This is a genomic window from Bradyrhizobium sp. STM 3809, from assembly GCF_000239795.1.
GTDB lineage: Bacteria > Pseudomonadota > Alphaproteobacteria > Rhizobiales > Xanthobacteraceae > Bradyrhizobium.
The window spans coordinates 24,839-31,359 of record NZ_CAFJ01000065.1 but is presented as its reverse complement, the minus strand read 5'-3'; the positions used below and the strand labels follow the sequence as shown (position 1 = coordinate 31,359).

The following is a 6,521-nucleotide window of genomic DNA, read 5'->3' as shown; positions in this document are numbered from 1 at the left end:
AGCCGCAGAACCACTGCCAGGCGGGCGAACCGGAAGGACCTTCCGTGCGCTTGGCAATCGTGCCGGCTTGCACATCACCGAAGTAGATGTGCCAGGTCTCGTTCGGCGAGTCCTTATCTCGGCGGCGGGTGAGATTGCTCATGCCTCATTGATTCCAGCCCATTGGCTGAAAGGGAAGCCGCTACGTCTTGGGGCGAGAGGCCTGGCCGACCCCATCTGTGGGCCCGCATGGGCGTCGGGGAACACCTGGGCCGTGAGCCCGGGCACTGCAGGGAAAAACGTCAACGCCAAATTTTGAGCACGCTTTGGCGTTACCGGTTTCTAGTACGTCGCCCCTTCTTGTTGAGATCCACTGTCGGCGGCGTCGGCTTCAAAAGGTCTGCCGGCTCGACGCCGAGGCCAGCCGCGAGAGCGGCGAGCACGTCGATTGAGACGGCATTGCGGCTTCTCTCAACCAGGCTGATATAGGTCCGATCGATATCGGCGCGGTGGGCGAGTTCTTCCTGCGAAACGCCTTTGGTTCGGCGCAAGCGCTTCAAGTTGACGGCCAAGACGTCTCGGATGTTCATCTCCAAGACAGCACAGGCTTGTCGAGTATTTCACCACGGAGTATTTTCTACAAATCGGGATCAAGTAATTGATTGTGTTGGTTTATGGTGCCCTGTCCCGGTCTCCTGTAGGGCTGCTTCCGTCTCTCTCCCTGGCTAAGAACGAGCGTCGTATTTGCCTTTGTGGGTTTCTGACCGATGTCCTTTCCCCCGCTTGATCCTGACGTTGCCGATACGGCTCCGAGCGATCCCGTTCTGACGCCGTATGACGAGGAGCACCTCGTCACCTATCTCCGCCTTCTCGATGCAGAGGCGGCCGGTGCGGACTGGGAAGAGGTCGCCCAGATCGTTCTGCACATTGATCCGGTCCGCGAACCCGAACGCGCACGTCGCGCATTCGACAGCCACATGGCGCGGGCAAAGTGGTTGTCGGACGAAGGCTACGACGGCTTCCTACGTAGTCCTCCTGAGACCTGAAGTTGTGCAACCAGGACGGAACTCGATCGCCTCAAGCAATCGTGTAGTTGGTTCGGGCGGTAGCCCGCATCACTTTACCTGCACGAGTCGAGAATCTCTTCAACAATCTTAAATGGCGCCATCATTGGCCTATTGCGTTGCAGTCCTAACCTGATGAGGACAGCACGATGTCGGAATTCGATTGGCGCGCACCCAAGGCCTACGCGAACATTCATCGCGCGGACCGCCCAGGCTTTGCTTGGGAGATTGTTCGCCGATCATCGAACTATCGTGCGCAATTCTCGGCGGTCGCTCATCCCGAGCGCAGCGCGCCCGCCAACTTCCGGAAGCACTGGGGGTTGATATTTCGCCGCTGATCCAAGGCTAGCTTTCGATGCCCAGTCGGTGTTCTGGGCACCTGAGCGGTTGTCCACTGTGCTGGCACTTGTCGAGATCGGCACGCGTGTGCCGGTCGTCGCGCCGATCGTAAAGCTGCCTGAGTTCGCGCCGGATCAGCTGCGCCGAGCGACAGACGGCTGGCATGTCGTCGTTCAGATCGGTGCAAGCCAGCACCGCGTGTGGCTGCGCAGGAGGCCGTTGAGCACGGTGTCCTACGCGGTGCTGCTGCCGTACGATCGCGAGTTCAAGATGCGCAACGAGGCGGCCGACCGTCTCTGGCGTGCTCTGCGCGCGCAGCCGCTTGGACCCGCCTCCGACGGCTTGACGCAGCAGCGCCGCACGCGCCTGGTGCTGATCTTGCGCGCGCTCGACGGCTGGCAACAGGGCAATAGTCATCGAACGATTGCAGAAGTGCTGTTCGGCGCAGCGCGCATTCCCGCGCGCGCTTGGAAAACGAGCGAAGTGCGCAGCCTCACCAGACGTCTGGTTGAGGACGGCCTCTCCTTGATCCGCGGGGGATATCGGCAACTCCTGCGACCGCCGCGCAAGGACGAATAGCTTCACGGAAATTGAGGAGGTGGCCGGAAACGGCCCCCTCGATCTGCGGCCTCCCCCTTCGCTGGCCTACGCCTCCATGCTGACCGTCGACGCGCTGCACTACGAGGAAGCGCGCTGATCTGTCCTGGAGGTTGCCAGATGTCCGATTCCTTGGCCGGTCTTCCGCTGCGCTTTCTTCGTACACCCGAGGCTGCGCGTTATCTCGGCCTGTCCGGCCGCACGCTCGAGAAGCACCGGACCTACGGCACTGGTCCGACCTATCGCAAGATCGGCGGACGCGTCGTCTATGCGCTCGACGACCTCAAAGCATGGGTGGATCGCGGCACCAAGACGTCCACCGCCGATCCCGGGCAGGGGACGGTCCTACCGGCGAAGAGACATGCAGGTCTCGTCCCCTATGCGGGCAAAGAGCGCCGCGCGCAGCGGGCTGTGCGGGCGTGAGCATGCGTCATCTCCGCAAATCCGAGCGGGCGCAGCTCGATCTGTTTCGCGCGCTTCCGGGCGATCTCGCGCCACGCGATGCGCAGGATCTGATGGCTTATCCGTTCTTCTCGCTGGCCAAAGCCAAGCGGGTGGTGCCGATCGATTTCCGCGCAGGCACCGTCGCAATCCGTGTCGAAGCCGTCCCCGAGCACGGCATGGCGACCATCTGGGACGCGGATGTTTTGATCTGGGCAGCGTCGCAGATCGTCGAAGCGCGTGACGCCGGACTAAAGACATCGCGCCTCATGGCGGCCACGCCGTATGAGATCCTGAATTTCGTCGGGCGTGGCACCGGCGTGCGCGATTACGACCGTCTGAAAGCAGGTCTCGACCGTCTGCAATCGACGACCGTGCTGACTTCGATCCGCCAGCCGACGGAGCGCCGGCGGCATCGCTTCTCCTGGATCAACGAGTGGAAGGAGACCGCGGATGTGCATGGCAAGCCGTCCGGACTGCAGCTGATCCTGCCGGATTGGTTCTATTCGGGCGTCATTGACGATGCGCTCGTGCTGACGATCGATCGCCAATATTTTGCACTGACAGGCGGTTTGGAGCGCTGGCTTTATCGCCTCGTGCGCAAGCATGGCGGTCATCAGGACGGCGGCTGGAGCTTCGATCTCGTCTATCTCCATGCCAAGTCCGGCAGCCTCTCACCGCTCAAACATTTCGCCTACGACCTGCGCGAGATCGTCCGGCGCCAGACATTGCCTGGCTACGAACTCGTGCTGACCCGCGATCCTAACGGAACGGAGCGGCTGAACTTCACGGCCGTCATGACGGACCCCGTCGCTCGGCGCTTCGCCAGGCATCACTCACCGAGCGCTGCGGGGGACAAGCTGTGAATTGTCTCGTGCTATCGGGGACCGCAAGGCTCGTGCTATCGGGGACCGGATCCTCGTGCTATCGGGGACCAAAACCGGTCTTAAGTTGCTCAATCGGCTTAGCTTTTCGGCCCCTTAACTTACCTAACTGCAAAATCCTTCGGATTTTGTCTAACGGGCACCCTCACGGCCGCACCGGTGGACGCCTGCCGCCTCTGCGTGGGCGGTCGTCAGGCTTGCTCGAGCAGCCCTCTGTGCGCTCGTGCCGGGCCCTCCAGCGCTTCCCAATCCTGTCCAGCCGAAAGATGATCCGATGAGCGAGCTGACGCGCGTCCAGCTGCTATGGCTGCAGGGCAAGATCGAGAACCGCATCCGTTTCGGTCGAACCGTTCAAGACTTGCGGCTCGATCATTATCGACGCGTGGTGTCTTTCACGCCCGGCAGCGTGTTTGCGTTCGTCCGATGGTCGTCGAACGCCTACGGCACGGTGCTGTCGCGGATCGATATTCTGCAGGCTGTCTGCGCCGGTGAGGCCTGCGCGACCGTGCCCTTCGTCGGTCCTGGAGCTGCCATTCTGCTGCAAGTGTTTGGCTGGCCGAAGGTCGAACGCGTCCTGCAGCACATCGACGCGATCGAAGCTCTCGGCATCGATCCGGCGGATGTCGCACCGGATCATTGGCGGCACGTTCAGAACCGCTTCACGGCCAATGAACCGCCCCGTCCATACACGCTGCTGCGGCACCGCGCCTGGCTGCATCGCCGGAGCATCATGCCATGAGACGGCGCTTCTCCATCGCTGTGGCGATGTTCTCCGGCGTTACGCTTCTGCTCGGAGCGGGCGCGGCCAATCCGCGGCCGCACTTCATCTGGAACGCTTCTGAAAGCGTACCAATCGGGCTCTATGCCGTGCAGCCGGTCAGCGACTGGTACGTCACCGAACTGGTCGTTGTGAGACCTCAGGAGCAGCTAGCGGCGTTCCTCGCTGCTGGCGGCTATTTGCCGGTCGGTGCGCCGATGTTGAAACGTATCCTTGCCCTTCCCGGCCAAACAGTCTGTCGCCGCGAGCTCGCGATCATTGTTGATGACGTCGAGGTCGGCGCCGCGCAACAGACCGATCGCCGGGGTCATCCGCTGCCGGATTGGCAGGGTTGTCGCATTGTCGCCGACGGGCAGATCTTCCTGATGAACTGGCAATCGGAGGTCTCGCTGGATGGCCGATATTTCGGTTTGACGGCGATGTCGGATGTCATCGGACGCGCAGTTCCGATGTGGACCAGGGAGCCGTGACAATGCGCTCGGTCTGCACTCGGCGTACAAGGCAGCTGCCTGAGCTCGTGGAGTTTTGCCGCGGCTCAGGTGCCCTTAGCAGCGCTGCTAGCACCAGTGTTAGCACTAGTGCTAACGCCAATGTCGATGTCGTGACCGTCAGGATTGAGACGGCCAGATGCCAGCTCACGGTGGACCTGCGTCTATGGCCACCGGTGCAGTGGAACTGCCTCGCAACGCACTTCGCGCCACTATCGGTCGTGGGTTTCGGCTGCAGAAATGGTCATTGTTCGACCGCGGAACATGGCAGGTTTGGGCGCCGTCTCGGTCGCGAATACACTCCCCAGCAAGCGTTTGCGGTGCGGCTTGATGCGCTCCGTTCGCCGGGCCGAGCGCTGCGATTTCTGCAATTATTCTGCAGAATTTGGTGCAGTTCTTCTGTCAGATGGATGCCGTTCATCGACATCTCCGATGTGAGTCGGCCGATGATCCGGAAGGCTTCGGGTCCGACATTGTACGAACGGATCCGCCCATATCGAGAGCCATTGGCGATCGCGAGCGTTCTCGACCTGTTTCAAGATCGTGTTTTCTTCTCGGGACTATCCGAGAGTACGACACAAAGCGCGAACGCACGAACTAATAGGGTCGAGAATATCAGGTCAGAGTCGGGCGATTTTCTAGTGGCGGCGTAATCGGGCGGGTGCGAGGTGAGACAGTCGCGGCAACAAAGGCGCAGCATGGCGGGGAATCAAAATTGATTCGCCGAAGAGGACGTCCGCCGATGAAACTCTCAGCAGCACTCGACACCTCCAGCACCAAGACCGCAATCTGCGTCGTGAACAGCCGCGACGGCGCAGTCGTGTTCGAAGCCAGCGTGTTGACGGATCCTGCGATCATTTTCGAAGCGTTGGCACCGTACCTGCCACGGCTCGACAAGGTCGGCCATGAAGCGGGAAGTGTAGCGCCTTGGCTGCACCGTGAGCTCGTGTCTCTTGGCTTGCCCATGGTCCTGCTGGAAACGCGGCAGGCCGCGGCTGCCCTGGAAGCCCAGCGCAACAAGACTGACAAAAATGACGCGCGAGGATTGGCGCACCTGGTGCGTGCGGGTTGGTATCGACCGGTCCATGTCAAGAGTCAGGAGAGTCACAAAATACGGCTTCTGCTGGGACACCGGCGAACGCTGAAGCGCAAACTGCTCGACATAGAGAACGAGATCAGACAGTCGCTGAAGGTGTTCGGATTGATGGTCGGACCGCGGGTCCAGCGCGCGACATTTGTAGCGCGAGTGCACGAGTTGGTCGCTTGCGACCGGCTTATCGCCGGCGTGACAGACTGCATGTTGAGAGCGTGGGAAGCACTGTGGACCGAGTACAAAAAGCTGCATCATCTGCTGGTGCAGATGGTGGGCCGCGACGAGCTCTGCCGACGTTTTTGTGCCATTCCCGGCGTCGGCCCGGTGACGGCACTGACCTTCAAGGCTGCCATCGATGACCCGCACAGGTTTAGCAAGTCGAAGACCGTCGGCGCGCATTTCGGACTGACGTCCCGGCGCATCCAGACGGGCACATCTATCGACATCGAAGGGCACATTTCGAAGTGCGGCGACGGGGAGGTGCGTACCGTGCTCTACGAGGCGGCTAGCGCAATGCTGGTGCGATCCAAGCAATGGTGCGGCATCAAGGCTTGGGGTGTCCGGATCGCAGCGAAGCGAGGCCACAAACGCGCGGTGGTGGCCGTTGCACGCAAGCTGGCAGTGGTCATGCATCGCATGTGGATCGACGGATCCGTGTTCCGGTTCGCAGCCGAAGATGAAAGTGCCGCTGAACCGACTTTTAACAACCCGACGGCGCTCGCCGCCGCAATGTGAGAGCTCTGGCGAGCGCCGTCTGGCAGACAGCTCGACGACAGAAGAATGGCTGAGTTTCCGCTGATCGGCGGAAAGGCATTTGGTGGATCGAAGCGGATGTGGAGAGCACGCTATCTTGCCGGC

9 protein-coding genes are annotated in these 6,521 nt (G+C 61.3%); 8 read left to right on the top strand and 1 reads right to left on the bottom strand.

All coding sequences use genetic code 11. The features are described 5' to 3' along the window. Nucleotides 1–311: 311 nt before the first annotated feature. Entirely contained in the window at nucleotides 312–569 is a 258-nt protein-coding gene (locus BRAS3809_RS03195) for a helix-turn-helix domain-containing protein (protein ID WP_035655167.1), read from the bottom strand. Between the two features lie 177 nt (nucleotides 570–746). On the opposite strand from BRAS3809_RS03195, the gene BRAS3809_RS03190 reads away from it, so the two are divergent. The 8 genes from BRAS3809_RS03190 (at nucleotide 747) to BRAS3809_RS03160 (ending at nucleotide 6,398) form a co-directional block, all read left to right on the top strand. Further along, entirely contained in the window at nucleotides 747–1,025 is a 279-nt protein-coding gene (locus BRAS3809_RS03190) for a DNA -binding domain-containing protein (RefSeq protein ID WP_008960664.1), read from the top strand. 167 nt (nucleotides 1,026–1,192) lie between these two features. Then, complete coding sequence (locus BRAS3809_RS35680; protein ID WP_139017303.1) at nucleotides 1,193–1,381, top strand: transcriptional regulator domain-containing protein; 189 nt, start codon at nucleotides 1,193–1,195, stop codon at nucleotides 1,379–1,381. A 58-nt stretch (nucleotides 1,382–1,439) separates the two neighbouring features. Then, nucleotides 1,440–1,961, top strand: a complete 522-nt coding sequence (locus BRAS3809_RS03185; RefSeq protein WP_008960663.1) for a DUF2285 domain-containing protein — start codon at nucleotides 1,440–1,442, stop codon at nucleotides 1,959–1,961. Nucleotides 1,962–2,099: 138 nt separating this feature from the next. Next, a complete protein-coding gene (locus BRAS3809_RS03180; protein WP_008960662.1) occupies nucleotides 2,100–2,402 on the top strand; it encodes a helix-turn-helix transcriptional regulator in 303 nt (100 codons plus the stop codon). A gap of 2 nt (nucleotides 2,403–2,404) precedes the next feature. Beyond that, nucleotides 2,405–3,286: a replication initiator protein A gene (locus BRAS3809_RS03175; protein WP_008960661.1), complete on the top strand. Its 882-nt coding sequence runs from the start codon at nucleotides 2,405–2,407 to the stop codon at nucleotides 3,284–3,286. A 292-nt stretch (nucleotides 3,287–3,578) separates the two neighbouring features. Further along, on the top strand, nucleotides 3,579–4,043 hold the full coding sequence (locus BRAS3809_RS03170) for a DUF2840 domain-containing protein (RefSeq protein WP_008960660.1): 465 nt from the start codon (nucleotides 3,579–3,581) through the stop codon (nucleotides 4,041–4,043). Continuing rightward, complete coding sequence (locus tag BRAS3809_RS03165; protein ID WP_008960659.1) at nucleotides 4,040–4,552, top strand: S26 family signal peptidase; 513 nt, start codon at nucleotides 4,040–4,042, stop codon at nucleotides 4,550–4,552. Before BRAS3809_RS03170 ends, BRAS3809_RS03165 begins: the two co-directional genes overlap by 4 nt. A 760-nt stretch (nucleotides 4,553–5,312) precedes the next feature. Beyond that, nucleotides 5,313–6,398 (top strand): IS110 family RNA-guided transposase, encoded by a 1,086-nt coding sequence (locus BRAS3809_RS03160; RefSeq protein ID WP_008960658.1) that lies wholly within the window; start codon nucleotides 5,313–5,315, stop codon nucleotides 6,396–6,398. The last annotated feature ends 123 nt before the right edge of the window (nucleotides 6,399–6,521 follow it).